Here is a 19,978-nt window from a genome sequence, read left to right on the forward strand (position 1 = left end):
CCCCGGTCACAGCGGTACGCGGGCGACCAGCAACAGGTACAGCCCGTATCCGTACGAGAGCCCGGCCAGCCCCGCGGTCACCATGACCGCGGTGCGCGGCCGGGCTCGCGCCATCGCGGCCGCGACCGGCAGCAGCAGCGGGAACGCGGGCACCAGGAAGCGCGGCTTCGACTCGAAGTAGCCGGCCCCGCCGTAGGTGATCAGCAGCAGGACGGCGGTGTACACGAGCAGCGCCGCCGGCATCCGGTCCAGCAGCAGGAGCACCGCCAGGAGCCCGGCGGCGGCCAGGACGGCCACGGTCACGACGGTGGCGACCGGTACGTGGCCGCCGGTCAGCACCCGCCAGATGCTGTCCGTCGTGTACGTGCCGAAGTCGAAGCGGGAGCCCCAGCGCCGCTGCACGGTGAAGTACCCGGCCGGCTCCCCGGTGCGCACCCCGACGGCGAGGACGTACGCGGCCCAGCCCGCCGGGGCCAGCAGCGCGGCCGCCCACACCTCGGGCGCGCGGGACCTGCGCACGAGCAGGGCGTGCAGGGCGACGGCTGACACGGCGGCGGCGACGGCGATGCCGGTCGGCCGGGTCAGCCCGGCGAGTATCGCCAGGCCCGCGGCCCACAGCCAGCGCCGGCGCAGTACGGCGTACAGGGCCCAGGCCCCCAGCGCGGCCAGCAGCGGCTCGGTGTAGGCGAGGGTCAGCACCACGGCGTGCGGGGTCGCGGCCCACAGCGCCACCAGCAGCACCCCGGCGCGCCGCCCGAGCACCAGCTCCCCTACCCGGTACACGCCGACGGCGGCCACCATGGCGGCGGTCCACGCCACCAGCAGCCCGGCCCACGGGGTGCCACCGGCCATCCGCACGAGCAGCGGGTACAGCGGGAAGAAGGCGTAGTCGCTCTGGACGAGCCCGGTCGCCGCCCACATCTGCGTGCGGCCGTAGCCGTGCACGGCGAGGCCGAGGTACCAGACGGAGTCCCAGGAGTAGCCGAGCACCCGCAGGGGGCTCCGCCCGGCCCACCACGCCCCGGCGGCGAGCACCACCGCCCCGCCGGCCCGGACGGCGGCGAAGACGCCGAACGCGACGAGGGCGGCGGGCACCCTGCCGGTCCGGAGCGCCTGCGGCCGCACGGAAACCGACACACTGCCCGTCGCCGCCATGAACCCCGTCACTCCCTCGCTGCCGCGTGGACATCCGACGCCCGTCCGCACGAGGAGGGCCTCGGGCACCCTAAGGCGCCCAGGGCGCCGGAGGGTGTGAATCCGCCCGGAACCTCCGGTGAACTCGCGGCCGTGCGCGGGCGCGGGGGCCCGGCCGCGGGCGGGTGGGCGTGCCGGTCTCAGAGCCGGCGCAGCCGCGCGACGGCCTCTTCGAGGACCTCGGTCTTCTTGCAGAAGGCCCAGCGGACCTGGGTGGCGCCCGCGGCCCGGTCGTCGTAGAAGACCTGGTTCGGGATGGCGACGACCCCGCAGCGCTCGGGGAGGGCGCGGCAGAAGGCGAGCCCGTCCTTCTCGCCGAGCGGGGTGATGTCCGTGGTGATGAAGTACGTGCCCTGCGGGCGGAAGACCTCGAAGCCGGCCGCCGCGAGGCCGTCGGCGAGGATGTCGCGCTTGGCCGCGAGGTCGGCGCGGAAGCCCTCGTAGTAGCCGTCGGGCAGCCGCAGGGCCTGTGCGACGGCGTACTGGAAGGGGCCCGAGGAGACGTACGTCAGGAACTGCTTCGCGGAGCGGACCGCCGAGACGAGCTCGGGCGGGGCGGTGATCCAGCCGACCTTCCAGCCCGTGAACGAGAACGTCTTCCCGCTGCTGGAGATGGTCACCGTGCGCTCGCGCATGCCGGGCAGGGAGGCCAGCGGGAGGTGCGCGCCCTCGAAGACGAGGTGTTCGTAGACCTCGTCGGTGACGACGAGCAGGTCGCGCTCGACCGCCAGTTCCGCGACGGCCGCCAGCTCGGCCCGGGTCAGGACCGTGCCCGTCGGGTTGTGCGGGGTGTTCAGCAGGAGGAGGCGCGTGCGCGGGGTGACCGCGGCGCGCAGCTCGTCGAGGTCGAGGGTGAACGCGCCGGCGTGCGGGCGCAGGGTGACCGGGACGCGGGTGGCGCCGGCCATCGCGATGCAGGCCGCGTACGAGTCGTAGTACGGCTCCAGGGCGATGACCTCGTCGCCCGGTTCGAGCAGGGCGAGGAGGGTGGCGGCGATGGCCTCCGTCGCGCCCGCGGTGACGAGGACCTCCGTGTCCGGGTCGTACGGGAGCCCGTAGAACCGCTGCTGGTGCCCGGCGATGGCGGTGCGCAGCTCCGGGACGCCCGGGCCCGGGGGGTACTGGTTGCCCAGGCCCGCGAGAACGGCGCGGGAGGCGGCTTCGGCGATCTCGGCGGGGCCGTCCGTGTCGGGGAAGCCCTGGCCGAGGTTGATCGACCCGGTGCGGGTGGCCAGGGCGGACATCTCCGCGAAGATCGTCGTGCCGAAGGGGGCCAGGCGGCGGTTCAGGAGGGGGCGGCTGCCGCCCACGCGTGCGCTCATGGGCGCCATCCTGGGGGGAACCTCTGGACTTGCTCAAGTGTGCTTTGGCGCGGGTGGCCCGAGGGCATCTCCCCCTCACACCCGGGGAACCGGGCGTCACACCCGGGGAACCGGGCGATGAACGGGGGTTCGGCTCATGTCTGTCATCGGTTGGGGTTTCGCCGCGCTGGTCGTGGTGCTGTTCGTGGTCCTGGTCCGCAAGGTGGTCCGCGCGTGGACCGGTGCCGATTCGGGATCCGGCTGGGGGTCCGGTTCGGGTTCCGGTTCGGGTTCCGGCTCCTCGTGGTGGGCAGGCGGGGGCGACTCCTCCGGGGGGTGCGGGGGCAGCGGTTCCTCCTGCGGTTCCTCCTCGTCCTGCGGCGGATCCTCGTCCTCGTGCGGCGGCGGAGGCTGCGGTTCCAGCTGACCCGGGGCGGCGGTCGTCAGGCGCGTGTGACGCCTGAGGTTGAACACGTGAACTGTGTAGCCCCCGGGGGGATGTAAACCCAACCAAGTTGGGTAAAAACGCTGTGAGTGCCGTGCCTTTCATGATTCCCTCGGTTGAGTAGACCAGTCCTCGGACCTCCCTGGACTTCCTGTGGACCCGTGCCGGCGTCCCCCCACCCGTTGACTACCGCTGGCGGGCCCCGGCCCCTCTCCCTCGCGCGTTTGCGGAGCCGACTCATGCTCACGACCCTCCAGACCACCTACACCGATACGCGTGCCGCCGATCTCGCCTGGGCCCTGGGTCGGGACCGGCTGCCCGCGCTGGCTGTGCTGAACCTCGAACTGGCGGGCGCGAAGTTGGAGTTGCGCCTCCTGGGCGCCTCGCACCAGGTGCTCCTGGAGGAGGGCGGGGTGCTCTGTTCGGAGACGGTCGCCTGCATGCCCGGCAGCCGTACGCCGCTGCCGCTCGGGGTGGCCAAGCGCATGGGCGACTGGGAGTACGAGTTCGCCGCGCGGGTGGAGAACCTGTCGCAGGGCTCCTTCGCGGGACGGGCCCAGGAGCTGCTCGCGCTGGTCGCGGATCACCCGAACGGATTGGCCGGAACCTTTCCCGGCAGCCCGTACGCGTTCACCGCCATGCTCGCCCAGCGCCACGAGGGCCAGGTGCGCTGGCGGACCTGGCACGCGTACCCGCAGGAAGGCCAGTTGGTGGCCACTCGTACGAGGGTCGGCGTGCGCATCGGCGCACCGGCCGGCGCGTTGGAGTCCGCCGCACGGTAGTGCGGGGCCGGCCCCCGGCGTTGCGGGGCGCGGGCGCCGCGAGCATCCCCACACCGTTACGCCAACCGGATGGAACCGCGCGCCACTTGCACCCGTGTGGGTGACGGGGTGTAAGTGGGTGGTGACGTACGGTTCGCTGCATGATCGACCGTTCCGTCCCGCGCCGGGTGCTCCGGGCTCCGGAGCCGCGGGGTGCGGCGACCTTCCCGGCCGCCCTGCCCGTACGGCCCCGGACCGGCCGGCTCCTCGTCCTGGCCACCGTGTTCGTCTGCGCCGCCTGCGGCCTCGTGTACGAGCTGGAGCTGCTCGCCCTGGGCTCCTACCTCATCGGCGACTCCGTCACGCAGGCGTCCGTCGTGCTGTCCGTCATGGTCTTCGCGATGGGCGTGGGCTCCCTGCTGGCCAAACGGCTGCGCAGACGGCCCGCCTTCGGGTTCGCCGCCATCGAGGCGGCCCTCGCCCTGCTGGGCGGGCTCTCCGCGATGGCCCTGTACGCCACCTTCGCCTGGCTCGGCGAGTCGAGGCCCGCGCTCGTGGCCTTCTCCTTCGCGATCGGGGTCCTCATCGGCGCCGAGATCCCGCTGCTGATGGTCCTCATCCAGCGCATCCGCAGACAGGACGCGGGCGGAGCGGTCGCCGACCTGTTCGCCGCCGACTACGTGGGCGCCCTCGTCGGTGGCCTGGCCTTTCCCTTCCTGCTGCTGCCGCTGCTGGGCCAGCTCACCGGCGCCTTGCTCACCGGCACCGTCAACGCGATCGTCGGCGCGGGCCTGGTCCTGTGGCTGTTCCGGCGCGATCTGAGCCGCCGCTCCCGCTGGCTGCTGATCACCGCGCACCTCACGGTGCTCGCCCTCCTCGCCTGCGCGACCGTCCTCGCCGACGACTTCGAACGGGTGGCCCGCCGCGCCGTCTACGGCGGCGAGGTCCGCGTCGCCCGGCAGACCGGCGTGCAGGAGCTCGTCCTGACCGGCCCCGCCACCGGCTCGCCGCGCTCCCTCGACCTGTTCCTGGACGGCAGGCTGCGGGTCAGCGGCTATGACGAGTACCGCTACCACGAGGCCCTCGTGCTCCCCGCGATGACCGGCCCGCACGCCCGGGTCCTGGTCCTCGGCGGGGGCGACGGGCTCGCCGCCCGCGAGGTGCTGCGCTACCGGGACGTCACCTCGGTGACCGTCGTCGAGCTCGACCCGGGCGTGGTCCGGCTCGCCCGCACCGACCCGATGCTGTCCGCGCTCAACGGCCGGGCGTACGAGGATCCGCGGCTCGGGGTCGTCACGCAGGACGCGTTCCACTGGCTGCGGGGGCAGGCCGCCCGGGAGCGGTACGACGTCATCGTCTCCGACCTGCCCGACCCGGGCATCACCCCCAGCACGAAGCTGTACTCGCAGGAGTTCTACGGGCTCGCCGCGCGGGCCCTGCGGCCCGGCGGGCGCCTCGCCGTCCACGCGGGACCGCTCGTCACCCGCCCGCGCACGTACTGGACGGTCGAAGCCACCCTGCGCGCGGCCGGTCTGCGCACCGCGCCCTACAGCGCGGGCGGTCGCCTCTCCGGCTTCGCCGCCGGCCCCGACCGCACGCCCGGCAGCTCCGACGCGCCGCCGCAGGACTGGGGCTTCGTCCTGGCCGGCCGGGAGCGGGCCCCCGAGCTGCGTGTGGACCAGGACGCGCCGTGGCCGCGCTCGCTGTCCACGCAGTCCCTGCACGACGCCGCGCGCGACGCGGAGCGGACCCGGGTGGCGGGTCTGCCGCCGTCGACGCTGCCGCATCCGAGGTATTCGTGAGCCCCGGAGACCGAGGAGCCCCGGAGACCGAGAGCCACGGGGACCCTCGAGCCACGGGGATCGACGCGCCACGGAATCGACGAGCCCCGGGGGGCGGGGAGCCCCGGAGATTCGCAAGCACCGGCCATTCGTGAGCGCGGGACCGGGTACGCAGGGGCCTCCCCTCGGTAGGCTCGACCACATGGAGCATCAGGTGTTCGTTCCGGTACCGGCAGACGACCTACGCGCCGTGCTGCGCGACCCCGCCCTGGTGGCCCGCTGCGTCCCCGGGCTCCAGCAGGACGCGGACGCGGCGTCCGGGCCCGTGTCGGGCCGCCTCAAACTCCGCGTCGGCGGGCACACCGTCACCTACCGCGGCGCCCTGAACGTCACCGAGCGGGACCCGGACCGCTTCACGGTGGCCGGGGAGGGCTCGGAGATCCGCGGCAGCGGCGCCGTCAAGCTGCTCCTCGGGCTGCTGCTGGCCCCGGCCGAGGACGGGACGCGGCTGGAGTTCACCGCCGAGGGCACCGCCGATGGGCGGGCCGCCGGCTTCCCTCCGGAGGCCACCGCCACCGCCGTCCGCCGGCTCCTGGACCGGGCCGCAGAGCAGCTCGCGGCGCTGGCCGCCGCCGGGGCGGAGGAGCCGGTGACCGATGTCATCGCCCAGGCGGAAGAGGCCGAGGAGGCCGGGGCGGCCGGGGGCGGCGGCCCGGACGGGGAAGACGACGGTGTCACCGATGAGGTCACGGCCTCCGTCTTCGACACCGAGGTGCCGCCCCCGTCCCTGGAGCCCTTCATGGACGGGGACTTCGAGGGGCTCCCGGAGCTCGATCGGATCGGGGAGATCGACGACATCGGGGACGTCGACGAGTTCGCCGCCGCCGCGCAGCCCCCCGCCGAGGCCGCCCACGCCCGCCGCACCATGATCGGCCGCAGCGCCGAGGAGGTCGACCACGCGCCCCCGCGCGGCCGCTACGCCCCGGTGCCGGCCCCCGCCTCCTCCGGCGCCGGCGCGAACCTGCGCTGGATCGCCCCGGCCGCCGCCCTCGCGCTGGCCTCGGCGGTCGTCGTCGGCCGAGCCCTGCGCCGCCGTCGCTGACCCGTAGTTAGAGTCGGGTGCATGAGTACCCAACTGACCGTGGGCGGCGCAGAGGTGACCGTCGACCAGGAAAACGGCTGCCGGATCAGCAGCCTGCGCATCGACGGCACGGAGCTGCTGCGCCAAGGGGCGCACTTCGGCTCGTTCCCCATGGTCCCGTGGTGCGGGCGGACCGCGGAAGGGCGGTTCAGGGACGGCGGCGTCCTCCACCAGCTGCCGCTCAACCACCCGCCGCACGCCATGCACGGCTTCGGCCGCGACCACCCGTGGCGCAAGGTCCGCCACGGCGACACCGATGCGGCGTTCGTCTTCGACCTCGCCGACCCGTGGCCCTGGGCCGGCCGGGTCACGCAGACCGTGGAGCTGACGGCCGAGAGCCTGACGCTCTCCATGGGTGTCGAGACCTACGGCGACTCGTTCCCGGCCCAGGCCGGCTGGCACCCGTGGTTCAACCGCAACCTGGGCGGCGGCGAGGACGTGCGGCTCGATTTCGAGGCCGAGTGGCAGGAGGAGCGGGACGCCGACCACATCCCCACCGGGCACCGCGTCGCCCCCAAGCCAGGCCCCTGGGACGACTGCTTCGGCATGCCGAACGGCGTGGACGTCACCCTCACCTGGCCCGGGGCCCTGGAGCTCAAGGTCCGCAGCCGCGAGGAGTGGGTGGTGATCTACGACGAGCAGCCCGAAGCCGTCTGTGTGGAGCCGCAGTCGGGTCCGCCGAACGGTCTGAACAGCCTCCCGCGCCTGGTCACACCGGTCGACCCGCTGGAGATCTCCACGACGTGGACCTGGCGGCGGCTCGGCTGAGGCACACCGGACACCCCCTAAGCTCGGGGTCATGACTGACGTCAATGAAGTGATGCCGCAGGGCACACGCGATGCGCTTCTGCAGCAGATCAAGGACAAGGCCGTCGTGCACGGCAAGGTGACCCTCTCCTCCGGCAAGGAGGCGGACTACTACATCGACCTCCGCCGCATCACCCTGGACGGCGAGGCCGCCCCCATGGTCGGTCAGGTCATGCTCGACCTCACCGCCGACCTGGAGTTCGACTGCGTCGGCGGTCTGACCCTGGGCGCCGACCCGGTCGCGACCTCGATGCTCCACGCGTCCGCCGCGCGCGGTGAGCGCCTCGACGCGTTCGTCGTCCGCAAGGCGCAGAAGGCCCACGGCATGCAGCGCCGGATCGAGGGCACCGATGTGAAGGGCAAGCGCTGCCTGGTGGTCGAGGACACCTCCACCACCGGCGGCTCCCCGCTGACCGCCGTGGAGGCCGTTCGCGAGGCCGGCGGCGAGGTCGTCGCCGTCGCCACGATCGTCGACCGCGGCGCCGCGGACGCCATCGCCGAGGCGGGCCTGCCGTACCTGACCGGCTACCGGCTCGCCGATCTCGACCTGGCCTGAGCGCGGACTCGGGCGGTCGTGCGACCGGGCCGGTCCGGCCCGGTCGGATTCGATCTTGTCCGGTCTCGCATGCTGGCCTCCGGAGAACTGGTGACTCAGGTCCCCGGTGCTCCGGTCACAGGTCCTGACCTGCCCTTTCCCGGCCGCGCGGAGTGTTTCACGTGAAACGGTCCACCCGGCACGGGTGGAGTGCCGCGCGGAGTCTGGAAAGATGAGCCCGACGGTTACGTCGCCCCCAGGTCAGGGCCAGCAATCGCACACTCCCCGCACATCCAAGGAGCGGACAGATGCCCATCGCAACCCCCGAGGTCTACAACGAGATGCTCGACCGGGCGAAGGCAGGCAAGTTTGCCTACCCGGCGATCAACGTGACCTCGACCCAGACCCTGCACGCTGCACTGCGCGGCTTCGCGGAGGCCGAGAGCGACGGCATCATCCAGATCTCCACCGGTGGTGCGGAGTTCCTGGGTGGCCAGTACAAGAAGGACATGGTCACCGGCGCCGTCGCCCTGGCCGAGTTCGCGCACATCGTCGCGGTGAAGTACGACGTCACCGTCGCGCTGCACACGGACCACTGCCCCAAGGACAAGCTGGACGGCTACGTCCGCCCGCTCCTCGACATCTCCGCCGAGCGCGTGGCACGTGGCCTGAACCCGCTCTTCCAGTCGCACATGTGGGACGGCTCCGCCGAGACCCTGGCCGACAACCTGGCCATCGCCCAGGAGCTGCTCGCCAAGGCCGCCGCCGCGAAGATCATCCTTGAGGTCGAGATCACCCCGACCGGCGGCGAGGAGGACGGCGTCACCCACGAGATCAACGACGAGCTGTACACCACCGTCGACGACGCGATCCGCACCGCCGAGGCCCTGGGCCTGGGCGAGAAGGGCCGCTACCTGCTGGCCGCCTCCTTCGGCAACGTGCACGGCGTTTACAAGCCGGGCAACGTCGTCCTGCGTCCCGAGCTGCTGAAGGACCTCCAGCAGGGCGTCGGCGAGAAGTTCGGCAAGACCAACCCGTTCGACTTCGTCTTCCACGGCGGCTCCGGCTCCTCCGAGCAGGAGATCGCCACCGCGCTGGAGAACGGCGTCGTGAAGATGAACCTCGACACCGACACCCAGTACGCCTTCACCCGCCCGGTCGCGGACCACATGTTCCGCAACTACGACGGCGTCCTGAAGGTCGACGGCGAGGTCGGCAAGAAGTCCGCCTACGACCCGCGCACCTGGGGCAAGCTCGCCGAGGCGAGCATGGCCCAGCGCGTCACCGAGGCGTGCGCGAACCTGCGCTCGACGGGCACGAAGCTGAAGTAGCACCCGCCACACCCGTACGACCGAAGGGCCCGGTCCGCCGTCACGAGACGGGGGCCGGGCCCTTTGCCGCAGCAGGGGCCCGATACCCCAGACTTGGGGCATGTCCATTCACCAGAACCTGCTCGGGGGCCCCGCCCCCACCCACCTCCCCGACGAGCCGGGCCGCGAGGCGATCGCCGCGGGCACCCCCGCCGTCGAGGTGGCCGCCGCGCACCCGACCTCCTCCCTCGCCTGGGCGGTCCTCGCCGACGAGGCGTTCGCCGCCGGCCGCACCGTCGAGTCGTACGCCTACGCCCGCACGGGCTACCACCGCGGGCTCGACGCGCTGCGCCGCGCCGGCTGGAAGGGCCACGGCCCGGTGCCGTGGGAGCACGAGCCGAACCGCGGCTTCCTGCGCGCCCTGTACGCCCTCTCCCGCGCGGCCGGGGCGATCGACGAGAAGGAGGAGTACGAGCGCTGCTCGACCTTCCTGCGCGACTCCTCCGAGACGGCGGCGGACGTGCTCGGCGCCTGAGGTGCATCCGGACGCCGGGGCCCCGCGCGCGCGGGGCCCCGGCATGCCCTACTGTCCGAAAAACACCTGTGACGCCGGTCACACCCCAATAGAGGGATTCGTGCAACCGGTCCTATGATGCGAGCAGGGGACCGGGGCTCCACTCACCCATCGGAAGGGGCGGACCGCTACCCGGAAGCACGTGTCGAGGAGACAGCGATGTCGAACACCCTTGATGCCTCCGGAGCCGGTTCGGACGCCCCGAACCTCGACTTCGCCGGCACCACCCCGTACGAGGACTACGTCCAGGCGGACGTCCTCACCCACCTCCAGCACCTGCGGTCGGACGACCCGGGCGAGATGGTCTTCCTGGTGACGACCCAGGTCATGGAGCTGTGGTTCACGGTCATCGTCCACGAGTGGGAGACGGCCGCGAAGGCCCTCCGCGAGGACACCGTCCCCGTCGCGATGGACGCGCTGAAGCGCTCCCTGCGCGAACTGGAGGCCCTCAACGCCTCCTGGCGCCCGCTCGCCCAGCTCACCCCCGGCCAGTTCAACGCCTACCGCGCCGCCCTCGGCGAGGGCTCGGGCTTCCAGTCGGCGATGTACCGCCGCATGGAGTTCCTGCTCGGCGAGAAGTCCGCCTCGATGCTCGTCCCGCACCGCGGCGCCCCGCGCGTCCACGCGGAGTTGGAGAAGGCCCTCCAGGAGCCGAGCCTGTACGACGAGGTGCTGCGCCTGCTGTCCCGCCGCGGCCTGGCCGTCCCGCAGGAGGTCCTGGACCGCGACCTCTCCCAGCGGTACGAGCCCTCCGCCGAGGTGGAGGCCGTCTGGACCGCCCTGTACGCGGACCCCGACGCCCATCACGACCTGCACCGCCTCGGCGAGGTCCTCACGGACGTCGCGGAGCTCGTCTGGCGCTGGCGCAACGACCATCTGGTCGCCACCCGCCGCGCGATGGGTGCCAAGACGGGCACGGGCGGCTCGGCCGGCGTGGCCTGGCTGGAGAAGCGCGCCACGAAGAACGTGTTCCCGGAGCTCTGGACGGCCCGCAGCCATGTCTGACGCGAACGGGAAGGCCCCGGCGGACCTCGCGGCACGCGCCGCTGCCCTCGACACCGCCGACGAGCTCGGCAAGCTCCGCGACCGCTTCACCCTCCCCGACGGGGTCGTCTACCTGGACGGCAACTCGCTCGGGGCGCTGGCGACCGGGGTCGCGGCCCGCATCGCCCAGGTCATCACGCACGAGTGGGGCACGGAGCTCATCCAGTCCTGGTCGGCCGGCACCTGGTGGACCGCCCCCGAGCGGATCGGCGACAAGATCTCCCCGCTCATCGGCGCCGCCCCCGGCCAGACGGTGGTCGGCGACTCCACCAGCGTCAACCTGTTCAAGGCCCTGGTGGGCGCCGCCCGCCTGGCCCGGCCGGGCCGCACGCGGATGCTGGTCGACGCCGCCACCTTCCCCACCGACGGCTACATCGCCGAGTCGGCCGCCCGGATGACCGGCCTGACCGTGACACCGGTCGACCCCTCCGACGCGGCCGGGGCGATGGACGAGGACACCGCCGTCGTCCTCCTCAACCACGTCGACTACCGCAGCGGTCGCCTCCACGACCTCGCGGCCCTCACCGCGGCGGCCCGCGCCGCCGGGGCCGTCACCGTCTGGGACCTGTGCCACTCGGCCGGCGCCCTGCCCGTCGGCCTCGACGAGCACGGCGTCGACCTCGCGGTCGGCTGCACGTACAAGTACCTGAACGGCGGCCCCGGCTCCCCGGCGTACCTCTACATCGCCGCGCGCCACCAGGGGGCCTTCGACTCCCCGCTCCCCGGCTGGAACGGTCACGCGAAGCCCTTCGCGATGACCCCGGACTACACTCCGGCGGCCGGCGCGGTCCGCGGCCGGGTCGGCACCCCGGACATCCTGTCCATGCTGGCCCTGGAAGCGGCGCTCGACGCCTGGGACGGGGTCTCGGTGGAGGCCGTACGGGCCAAGTCCCTCGCCCTGACCGACTTCTTCCTGGAGTGCGTGGCCGCGTACGTCCCGGCCGGCAGGGTCGAGTCGGTCACCCCGGCCGAGCACGAGCGGCGCGGCAGCCAGGTCTCGCTGCGCACCGAGAACGCCCGCGCGGTCATGGACGACCTCATCTCCCGCGGTGTGATCGGGGACTTCCGCGCACCCGACGTCCTGCGCTTCGGTTTCACTCCGCTCTACGTCGGATTCGCCGACGCGGAGCGTGCGGCCCGGACACTGGGTCACATTTTCGGGTGATGTAGGGGCGAAACGTCACGGCAACGGGCGGGCGGGGCTTCGGCTCCGTCCGCCGCGGCACATCCGGGCCACCGCCCCCCACACCCCGACGACGCCCCTGTTCCGGCCTGATACGGTCCCGCTCTGCCGGAACACCAGTCCCACGCGTTACCGAGAGGTTGAGCCGATGACGGACCCCGCAGTCGAACGGGACGCCGCCGAGGCCGCCTCGGCCTTCGCCCATCCGCCGGTCGCCCCGGACGCGACCGGAGCGTACGGGGACCATCCCGAGCAGGTGATCGACTTCTACGCCCCGCGCGGGGAGGCCGCCGCGGGCGCCGCCCCGCTGGTCGCGCTCCTGCACGGCGGCGCCTGGCGCGCCCCGTACGACCGCCACCACGTCACCCCTCTCGCGGACTTCCTGGCCCGCCGGGGTTTCGCCGTCGCCAACGTGGAGTACCGGCGCGGCAGTTCCCTGCCGCACCAGAACGCCCAGGGCCACGTGGCCGGGCGCTGGCCCGAGACGTTCGACGACGTCGCCGCCGCCATGGACGCCCTCCCGAGGCTGGCCGCGGCCCACCTCCCGCAGGCCGACCCGCGCCGTACGGTCGTCACCGGCCATTCCGCGGGCGGCCACCTCGCGCTGTGGGCCTCGGCCCGGCACGTCCTGCCGCCCGGCGCCCCGGCGGCCTGGCGGCTGTCCGCGCCGCCGATGTTCCGCGGCGTCGTCGCGCTGGCCCCCATCGCGGACTTCGCGGCCGCTGAGGAGCTGGGCGTGTGCGGGGGCGCGTCCGCGCAGCTGCTGGGCGGGGCGGACCAGTGGGCGGAGCGCCTGCCGTTCGCGGACCCCGCGGCGCTGGTGCCGACCGGGATCGCGACGGCCGTGGTCCACGGCCGGGAGGACATCGTGGTCCCGGCGTCGGTGGCGGAGTCGTACGTGGCCGCGGCGGCCAAGGCCGGGGAGACCGTGGGCCTGACCCTGCTGGACGGGGTCGGTCACTTCCCGCTCATCGACCCGGCGGCCGACGCCTGCGCGGTGGTGGCCGAGGAGATCTCACAACTCGCCTGGTAGCGCGAGCGACAGCGCGCACGGCCCGCGCGGCACGAGGACGACACTGGCGGAGGCGGTGCGCCATACGGCGCACCGCCCCTTCTTCACCCGCGGGCTCCTAGAGGAACGAGTTGATCTCGATCGTCTCGGTGCGGCCGGGGCCGACGCCGATCGCGGAGATCGGGGCGCCCGACATCTCCTCCAGGGCCTTCACGTACGCCTGGGCGTTCTTCGGGAGGTCCGAGAACGTCTTGGCCTTGGTGATGTCCTCGGACCAGCCGGGCAGGTTTTCGTAGATCGGCTTCGCGTGGTGGAAGTCCGTCTGCGAGTACGGGAGCTCCTCGACGCGCTTGCCGTCGATCTCGTACGCGACGCAGACCGGGATCTGCTCCCAGCCGGTCAGCACGTCCAGCTTGGTGAGGAAGAAGTCCGTCAGACCGTTCACGCGGGTGGCGTAGCGGGCGATCGGCGCGTCGAACCAGCCGCAGCGGCGGTCGCGGCCGGTGGTCACGCCGCGCTCGCCGCCGATGCGGCGCAGGTCCTCGCCGTCCTGGTCGAACAGCTCGGTCGGGAACGGGCCGGCGCCGACGCGGGTCGTGTACGCCTTCAGGATGCCGATGACGCGGCTGATCTTCGTCGGGCCGACGCCGGTGCCGGTGCATGCGCCGCCGGCGGTCGGGTTCGAGGAGGTGACGAAGGGGTACGTGCCGTGGTCGACGTCGAGCAGGGTGCCCTGGCCGCCCTCGAACAGCACGACCTTGTCCTCGTCCAGCGCGTTGTTGAGGATCAGGGTGGTGTCGGCGACGTACGGCTTGATCTGCTCCGCGTACTGGAGCATCTCCTCCACGATCGCGGCGGCCTCGATGGCGCGGCGGTTGTAGAGCTTGGCGAGGAGCTGGTTCTTGCCCTCCAGCGCCGCTTCGACCTTCTGGGTGAGGATCGACTCGTCGTACAGGTCCTGGACGCGGATGCCGATGCGGTTGATCTTGTCCGCGTACGTCGGACCGATGCCGCGGCCGGTCGTACCGATCTTGCGCTTGCCGAGGAAACGCTCGCCGACCTTGTCGAGGGTGACGTTGTACGGCGTGATCAGGTGCGCGTTGCCGCTGATGAGCAGCTTGGAGGTGTCGATGCCGCGCTCGTTCAGGCCGCGCAGCTCGGAGAGCAGGACGGCCGGGTCGACGACGACGCCGTTGCCGATGACCGGGGTGCATCCGGGGGAGAGGATGCCGGAAGGGAGAAGGTGCAGCGCGTACTTCTGGTCGCCTACGACGACCGTGTGGCCGGCGTTGTTGCCGCCCTGGTAGCGCACCACATAATCAACGGAACCACCGAGCAGGTCGGTGGCCTTTCCCTTGCCCTCGTCACCCCACTGAGCTCCGAGCAGCACAAGAGCGGGCACAGGCGTACACCTCTTCCGGATGGGGCATGTCCAAGGTCAGGGGGCGTACGACGATGTACACCGCAGGCTGAGCCGTCGGACCGGTACCCCGGAATAGACGAAGGCCCTGGCGCAATAGCGCAAGGGCCTCTTGCACAAAGATGCTACCCGAGGAAGGACCGAGGTGTCGGCTCCAGAGCCCACCATGAGCCATGCGGGCGCGCCGGTAGGCGGCCTTCTCGTGCTCGTCGACCCGGTCGCCCGCCGTCTTGACGGCGAGTCCGTGCGGATCGCGAAGGATGTTCTGTCGGCGGGAGCGGCGGCGAAAATCTGCCTCCCGGACTCGCAGGAGGAATTTGCGCGGGCCCTCGCCCGCCGGGGCCATCGGCAGCCGGTGATCGTGGGTGACGACCGGGCGCTGGTCCGGGCCGTGGGACTGCTGTACCGGGAGCGCGGGCTCGGGGACGGGGCCGTTTCGCTGATTCCGGTGGGGCAGGTGGGGTCGCTCGGACTGGCGCGCTCCCTCGGTGTCCCGCTGTCGGCGGTCGCGGCGGCCCGGTCGGTTCTCGACGGCGCCGTCCGCCCGCGGGACCTGCTGGTGGACGACAGTGACGGGGTGGTCCTCGGGGACCTGCGGATTCCCCCCGTCAGGGCGGCGGCGAGGGCGCCGGGGCCGTCGGTGTGGAGCGCGTACCGCTCGCTGGTGCGGACCCTGGTCCCCTCGGTGGCCCGGGTGGGGCACCGGCTGCGCGTGGAGGCGGACGGGCAGCTGCTGGTGGACGTGGACCGGGCGGTGGAGGACCTGCGGGTGGTGCCGGTGCCGGCCTCCGGCGGGACGGCCGAGGTGACGCTCCGGCTGGCCGACGGTTCCTCGCTGCGGGTGAGGGCGGCCTCGGTGACGGTGTCGGGCCCGGACTTCCGCTACCGGGCGGACGCCCTGGTGGCGGGCCCGGTCCGGCGCCGTACGTGGACGCTCCGGCCGGGGGCGTGGTCGCTGACGGTGCCGAGGGGGTAGCGGCCGGCGGCGCCGAGGGGGTGGCGGCCGGCGGCGCCGAGGGGGTGGCGGCCGGCGGCGCCGAGGGGGCGGCGGCCGGCGGCGCCGAGGGGGTGGCGGCGGTTCCGCCTGCGCGGCGGTGCGGGCGGGCCGCGGGCTACGGGTTCGGGAGGTCCAGCGTGGCCCGGTGGGCCCGCCAGCGGTCCATCATGGCGTGCATCTCGCCCTGCAGGAACTCGAAGAACGCCGCCGTCTCCGCCATGCGCGCGCCCGCCGGGGTGTCCGTGCCGACGCCGGCCGCGCCGTCGCGGAGGGTCTTCTCGAAGAGGGCCAGCACCTGGTCCCGGCGGGTGAACGTCTCGTACCAGAGCTCGTTGTGCAGGACGTACCGGTCCCGCCGGGAGCCCGGCTCCCGCTCCCGGCTGACCATGGTCACCTGCGTCAGGTACGCCACCGCCCCCGACACGGCGGCGGGGCTGATCCGCAGCGCCTCGCTCAGCTCCGCCGAGGTCATCGACCCGCTGTCGCTCGCGAGGAGCTGCGCGAAGACCCGCGCGGCCATCCGCTGCATTCCCGCTTCGGTCAGCTGCGCGGCGAACCGCTCCACGAAGCGGGAGACCGCGGCCTCGTCGTCGCTCCGTACGCCCGGTACCTGGGTGTTCATGTCGTCCGCCACCTTCCCGACTTTATACGTTTTCTGAGCTTCACAAGTTTGTGAAAATAGCGTACGTTCGGAATCATGACGAAGGCGATCAGCGTGGCCGGACTCCACAAGGCGTTCGGCCGGACCCGCGCACTGGACGGTCTCGACCTCTCGGTCGCCACCGGCGAGGTCCACGGCTTCCTCGGCCCCAACGGCTCCGGCAAGTCCACCACCATCCGCGTCCTGCTGGGCCTGCTGCGCGCCGACTCCGGAACGGCCGAGCTGCTCGGCGGCGACCCCTGGGCCGAAGCCGTGGAACTGCACCGCCGCATCGCCTACGTCCCGGGCGACGTCACCCTGTGGCGCAACCTCTCCGGCGGCGAGGTCATCGACCTCTACGGACGGCTGCGCGGCGGTCTGGACCGGGCCCGGCGCGCCGAGCTGATCGAGCGGTTCGAGCTGGACCCCACCAAGAAGGGGCGTACGTACTCCAAGGGCAACCGGCAGAAGGTCGCGCTCGTCGCCGCCTTCTCCTCCGACGCCGAGCTGCTCATCCTCGACGAGCCCACTTCCGGGCTGGACCCGCTGATGGAGGGGGTCTTCCAGGGCTGCGTCGCCGAGGCGCGCGCCGCCGGGCGGACCGTACTGCTGAGCTCGCACATCCTGAGCGAGGTCGAGACCCTCTGCGACCGGGTCAGCATCATCCGCAAGGGCCGCACGGTGGAGACGGGCACGCTGGCCGACCTGCGCCACCTGACGCGCACCTCGATCAGCGCCGAACTCGCCGGCCCGCCGAACGGCCTCGCGCACCTGCCGGGCGTGCACGGCGTGGAGGTGCACGGGCTGGAGGTCCGTCTCCAGGCCGACACGGACAAGCTGGACGCCGTACTGCGCGCGCTCGCCGACTCCGGGGTCCGGTCGCTGACCTCGTCACCGCCCACGCTGGAGGAGCTCTTCCTGCGGCACTACGCGGACGAGGCCGACGGGGGCGGCGTCGCCGGTGACGCGAAGGCGGGCGTGTCGCGATGAGGAACCAGCTGGCCGGCACCGGAACGCTGCTCCGCCTCGCGCTGCGCCGCGACCGGGTGATGGCACCGGTCTGGATCATGGGCGTGGCGATGCTGGTACTCAGCCTGCCCGCCTCGCTGGAGTCGGTGTACGGGACGGCCGCCGAGCGGGCCCGGCTGCTCACGACGATGAACACCAACGGCTCGCTGCGCGCCCTGTACGGGCCCGCCCTCGGCGATTCCATCGGCGCCCTGACCGCCTGGCGCGGCGGGATCTTCGCCGGGGTGCTCGCCGGGATCATGAGCCTGGTCATCGTGGTCCGGCACACCCGCGAGGAAGAGGAGACGGGTCGTCAGGAGATGCTCTGCGCCGCGATGGTGGGCCGCCGGGCCCCGCTGACAGCCGCCCTGCTCGCGGCCCTGGCGGCCAACGGGGCGGTCGCGCTCCTGGTGACGGCCGGGCTCGCCGGACGGGGTGGGGCCGGTGCGGCGGCCCTCGGACTCGGCATCGGCGCCACCGGAATGCTCTTCGCGGCCCTGGCCGCCATCGCGGCGCAGCTCACCGAGAGCGCCCGGCTCGCGAAGGGGCTCACGGGCGCACTGCTCGGCGCGGCCTTCGTGCTGCGCGCCGCCGGGGACGCCGTGAGCGCCGGGGGTTCGAGCGCGCTGACCTGGGCGTCGCCGCTGGGCTGGCTGGAGCACGTACGGGCCTTCGCGGGCGAACGGTGGTGGGTGTTCGCGCTGTTCGCGGCCGCCGTGGCGGTGCAGGCGGCGGCGGCGTACGCGCTGGCCGGCCGCCGTGACGTCGGCATGAGCTTCCTGCCGGCCCGGCCGGGCCCGGCGCAGGGCCGCCTCACGGGCGCGGGGGCGCTGGCCTGGCGGCTCCAGCGGGGAAGCCTGATCGGGTGGAGCCTGGCGTTCCTGGCGGCCGGGGTGGTCTTCGGCGGGATGACGGACGGGGCCACGCAGCTGGTCGGTGACAACGAGCGGACCCGCGAGATCATCGAACGGATGGGCGGGCAGAGCGGGATCGCGGACGCCTTCCTCGCGACGATGGCCGGGATGCTCGGCATGATCGCAGCCCTGTACGTCGTCTCGGCGGTGCTGCGCCTGAGCGGCGAGGAGTCGGGGCAGCGGGCCGAGCCGCTGCTCGGACACGCGGTCGGCCGGCTGCGCTGGGCGGCGGGCCATCTGGCGGTGGCGTTCGGCGGCTCGGCGCTGATCCTGCTGCTGGCCGGGCTCGGCCTGGGGATCGGACATGGCGAGGGCGTGGGGGCGGCGGTGGGCGCGACGCTCGCCCAGCTCCCGGCGGTCTGGGTGATCGGAGCCCTCGCCGCCCTCCTGTACGGAGCCGCCCCGCGGTACGCGGTGGCCGCCTGGGCGGTGGCCGGGGGCGCGCTGACGCTGGGGTGGATCGGCCCGGCGCTGAACCTGCCGCAGGCCGTCTTGAACCTCTCGCCCTTCGCCCACCTGCCCAAGCTGCCGGGCGCCGAGGCCCTGACCTGGGCCCCGCTGCTGGCGCTGACCGCGCTGGCGGCGGCCCTGCTGGCGGCCGGCCTGGCCGCGCTGCGCCGCCGGGACCTGACCGCGTAGCACTGGCGCCAAACGGTCAGAACCGCACCCAACAATCAGAACTGCACGAGGAGTTCGTCCAGACCGCGGATGACGTACCCGTCCCGCCACCGAGGCTCCCGTACGAGCTTCAGGGGCGGGACGCCGTCCGCCAGCAGGGCCCCGAACGAGGCGGTCAGCTCCCGGCGTGCGAGCGGTGCGCCCAGGCAGTAGTGGATCCCCGCGCCGAAGCTGAGGTGCGGATTGTCGGCCCGTACGAGGTCCAGGGCGTCGGGCCGCTCGAAGCGGGCGGGGTCCCGGTTCGCCGCCCCGAAGAGCAGCGCGACCTCGGCTCCGCGCGGGATGACGGTGTCGCCGATCCGGATGTCGTCGAGCACCCAGCGCTCGAACAGCTGGAGGGGTGTGTCGTAGCGCATCAGTTCATCCACAGCTGTGGACAACTTTTCGCGGTCGAGCGAGGCGAGCTGTTCGGGGTGGCGGAAGAGGGACCACCAGCCGTTGACGGTGGTGTTCACGGTGGCCTCGTGACCTGCGTTGAGCAGCAGGACGCAGGTGGAGATCATTTCCTGCTCGCTGAGCCGGCCCTCGTCGTCGTGGGCGGCGATCAGAGCGGAGATCAAATCCCCGCCGGGCTCCTTGCGCCGCTCGGCGATCAGTTCGCGCAGGTAGGCGCTGAACTCCAGGCTCGCCTGGACCGCGCGCCGCGCGGTCTCCTCGTCCGGGCGGAGCTCGTACATTCCGCAGATGTCGGCCGACCAGGGCCGCAGCAGGGCCCGGTCCGACTCCGGGATCCCGAGCAGTTCGGCGATCACCGCGACGGGCAGCGGTTCGGCGACGACGGTGAGCAGGTCCCCGCCCCCGTCCGAGAGGAGCTGCCCGACCAGCTCCCGGGCCATCCGGTCCACGGCGGGCGCGAGCTGCTCGACGGTGCGCGGGGTGAACGCCTTGGACACCAGCCGCCGTACGCGCGCGTGGGCGGGATCCTCCAGGTCCAGGAGGCCGTGGTCGTTGAGGACGTGGAAGGGTTCGTGGCCCGGCGGCGGCGCCTCGCGGCCGAACTCCTCGTGCGAGAAGCGGTGCAGGTAGGTCCGCCCCAGCCGGCGGTCGCGCAGCAGGGCGCTCACGTCGGAGTAGTGCGGTACGAGCCACTGCCCGGTGGCCTCCCACCACAGTGCCCGTCCCTGCTCCCGCAATTCGCGGTAGGCGGGGTAAGGATCGGCGACGAACCCGGGGTCCCACGGATCAAAGCCCATCCCTTCACTGTAGAAGAACCACGCGATCGGGAACCCGGGC

At 73.0% G+C, this 19,978-nt stretch carries 19 protein-coding genes; 14 read left to right on the forward strand and 5 right to left on the reverse strand.

Annotated features, from left to right (window positions below; translation table 11 throughout):
* Window positions 1-6 precede the first annotated feature (6 nt).
* Window positions 7-1,155, reverse strand: coding sequence for a hypothetical protein (locus tag ACS04_RS03040; RefSeq protein WP_245236260.1), 1,149 nt, complete (start codon window positions 1,153-1,155; stop codon window positions 7-9).
* Window positions 1,156-1,334: 179 nt separating this feature from the next.
* Window positions 1,335-2,525, reverse strand: coding sequence for a pyridoxal phosphate-dependent aminotransferase (locus tag ACS04_RS03045; protein ID WP_107438514.1), 1,191 nt, complete (start codon window positions 2,523-2,525; stop codon window positions 1,335-1,337).
* 127 nt (window positions 2,526-2,652) lie between these two features.
* On the opposite strand from ACS04_RS03045, the gene ACS04_RS03050 reads away from it, so the two are divergent.
* The 11 genes from ACS04_RS03050 (at window position 2,653) to ACS04_RS03100 (ending at window position 13,109) form a co-directional block, all read left to right on the forward strand.
* Window positions 2,653-2,922 carry a hypothetical protein gene (locus tag ACS04_RS03050; RefSeq protein WP_078864385.1) on the forward strand — a complete coding sequence of 90 codons (270 nt, stop codon included), beginning with the start codon at window positions 2,653-2,655 and terminating at the stop codon, window positions 2,920-2,922.
* A 257-nt stretch (window positions 2,923-3,179) separates the two neighbouring features.
* Window positions 3,180-3,722, forward strand: a complete 543-nt coding sequence (locus ACS04_RS03055; RefSeq protein ID WP_048474891.1) for a DUF2617 family protein — start codon at window positions 3,180-3,182, stop codon at window positions 3,720-3,722.
* A gap of 140 nt (window positions 3,723-3,862) precedes the next feature.
* Window positions 3,863-5,503 (forward strand): polyamine aminopropyltransferase, encoded by a 1,641-nt coding sequence (locus ACS04_RS03060; protein ID WP_048474892.1) that lies wholly within the window; start codon window positions 3,863-3,865, stop codon window positions 5,501-5,503.
* A gap of 181 nt (window positions 5,504-5,684) precedes the next feature.
* A complete protein-coding gene (locus tag ACS04_RS03065) occupies window positions 5,685-6,584 on the forward strand; it encodes an SRPBCC family protein (RefSeq protein ID WP_048474893.1) in 900 nt (299 codons plus the stop codon).
* A gap of 21 nt (window positions 6,585-6,605) precedes the next feature.
* Entirely contained in the window at window positions 6,606-7,391 is a 786-nt protein-coding gene (locus ACS04_RS03070) for an aldose epimerase family protein (protein WP_048474894.1), read from the forward strand.
* Window positions 7,392-7,422: 31 nt separating this feature from the next.
* Window positions 7,423-7,986: an orotate phosphoribosyltransferase gene (gene pyrE, locus ACS04_RS03075; RefSeq protein ID WP_048474895.1), complete on the forward strand. Its 564-nt coding sequence runs from the start codon at window positions 7,423-7,425 to the stop codon at window positions 7,984-7,986.
* 287 nt (window positions 7,987-8,273) lie between these two features.
* The gene (gene fbaA, locus ACS04_RS03080; protein WP_048474896.1) at window positions 8,274-9,296 is read left to right on the forward strand and encodes a class II fructose-bisphosphate aldolase; all 1,023 of its coding nucleotides are present in this window, start codon (window positions 8,274-8,276) and stop codon (window positions 9,294-9,296) included.
* A gap of 100 nt (window positions 9,297-9,396) precedes the next feature.
* Window positions 9,397-9,810 (forward strand): DUF3151 domain-containing protein, encoded by a 414-nt coding sequence (locus tag ACS04_RS03085; RefSeq protein ID WP_030152874.1) that lies wholly within the window; start codon window positions 9,397-9,399, stop codon window positions 9,808-9,810.
* 198 nt (window positions 9,811-10,008) lie between these two features.
* On the forward strand, window positions 10,009-10,854 hold the full coding sequence (locus tag ACS04_RS03090) for a tryptophan 2,3-dioxygenase family protein (RefSeq protein ID WP_048474897.1): 846 nt from the start codon (window positions 10,009-10,011) through the stop codon (window positions 10,852-10,854).
* Window positions 10,847-12,058, forward strand: a complete 1,212-nt coding sequence (kynU, locus tag ACS04_RS03095; RefSeq protein WP_048474898.1) for a kynureninase — start codon at window positions 10,847-10,849, stop codon at window positions 12,056-12,058. Before ACS04_RS03090 ends, kynU begins: the two co-directional genes overlap by 8 nt.
* A 166-nt stretch (window positions 12,059-12,224) precedes the next feature.
* Window positions 12,225-13,109 carry an alpha/beta hydrolase family protein gene (locus ACS04_RS03100; RefSeq protein ID WP_048474899.1) on the forward strand — a complete coding sequence of 295 codons (885 nt, stop codon included), beginning with the start codon at window positions 12,225-12,227 and terminating at the stop codon, window positions 13,107-13,109.
* 97 nt (window positions 13,110-13,206) lie between these two features.
* On the opposite strand, the gene ACS04_RS03105 is transcribed toward ACS04_RS03100, so the two are convergent.
* Entirely contained in the window at window positions 13,207-14,490 is a 1,284-nt protein-coding gene (locus ACS04_RS03105) for an adenylosuccinate synthase (RefSeq protein WP_030152855.1), read from the reverse strand.
* A gap of 184 nt (window positions 14,491-14,674) precedes the next feature.
* Here ACS04_RS03105 and ACS04_RS03110 point away from each other — a divergent pair, with 184 nt between their 5' ends.
* The gene (locus ACS04_RS03110) at window positions 14,675-15,484 is read left to right on the forward strand and encodes a diacylglycerol kinase catalytic domain-containing protein (protein ID WP_048474914.1); all 810 of its coding nucleotides are present in this window, start codon (window positions 14,675-14,677) and stop codon (window positions 15,482-15,484) included.
* Window positions 15,485-15,620: 136 nt separating this feature from the next.
* Here the strand turns inward: ACS04_RS03110 and ACS04_RS03115 are convergent, their stop codons facing one another.
* Entirely contained in the window at window positions 15,621-16,127 is a 507-nt protein-coding gene (locus ACS04_RS03115) for a GbsR/MarR family transcriptional regulator (protein WP_048474915.1), read from the reverse strand.
* Between the two features lie 75 nt (window positions 16,128-16,202).
* On the opposite strand from ACS04_RS03115, the gene ACS04_RS03120 reads away from it, so the two are divergent.
* Both ACS04_RS03120 and ACS04_RS03125 read left to right on the forward strand, forming a co-directional pair.
* A complete protein-coding gene (locus tag ACS04_RS03120; RefSeq protein WP_048474900.1) occupies window positions 16,203-17,135 on the forward strand; it encodes an ABC transporter ATP-binding protein in 933 nt (310 codons plus the stop codon).
* Window positions 17,132-18,706, forward strand: a complete 1,575-nt coding sequence (locus tag ACS04_RS03125; protein WP_048474901.1) for an ABC transporter permease — start codon at window positions 17,132-17,134, stop codon at window positions 18,704-18,706. Before ACS04_RS03120 ends, ACS04_RS03125 begins: the two co-directional genes overlap by 4 nt.
* A 35-nt stretch (window positions 18,707-18,741) precedes the next feature.
* On the opposite strand, the gene ACS04_RS03130 is transcribed toward ACS04_RS03125, so the two are convergent.
* Complete coding sequence (locus ACS04_RS03130; RefSeq protein ID WP_048474916.1) at window positions 18,742-19,938, reverse strand: cytochrome P450; 1,197 nt, start codon at window positions 19,936-19,938, stop codon at window positions 18,742-18,744.
* Between the last annotated feature and the right edge of the window lie 40 nt (window positions 19,939-19,978).

The organism is Streptomyces roseus, assembly GCF_001044425.1.
Classification (GTDB): Bacteria; Actinomycetota; Actinomycetes; order Streptomycetales; family Streptomycetaceae; genus Streptomyces; species Streptomyces roseus.